1 protein-coding gene is annotated in these 228 nt (G+C 50.9%); it reads right to left on the bottom strand.

Annotated features, from left to right (window positions below; translation table 11 throughout):
* Positions 1 to 228: FAD-binding protein (locus tag ACZ3HH_RS31295; RefSeq protein WP_465810641.1), on the bottom strand; the 228-nt coding region annotated here is incomplete at both ends.

The raw sequence follows: 228 nt of genomic DNA, 5'->3' as shown, positions 1-228 counted from the left end.
GTGGTCTTGGCTTGCAGAATCATGACTTCGCCAGTTTCCATCTCCAGAGCGACAACCCCAAGTACATCACCATCGGCATCACGGATCAGATCAAGCGCCATCCACTCCACAAAGAAGTGTGTTTTTGCCCGTACATTGCGTTGATAAAGCGTATGTAAAAGCGCGTGACCAGTTCGATCGGCCGCGGCACAAGCACGCGCAACTGGTTTTTCACCAAAATTGGCAGAA

The sequence above is a fragment of the Pseudomonas sp. PME37.24/025 genome, assembly GCF_055556615.1.
The sequence above is the reverse complement of the archived record's forward strand: the minus strand, read 5'-3'. Positions and strand labels throughout refer to the sequence as shown.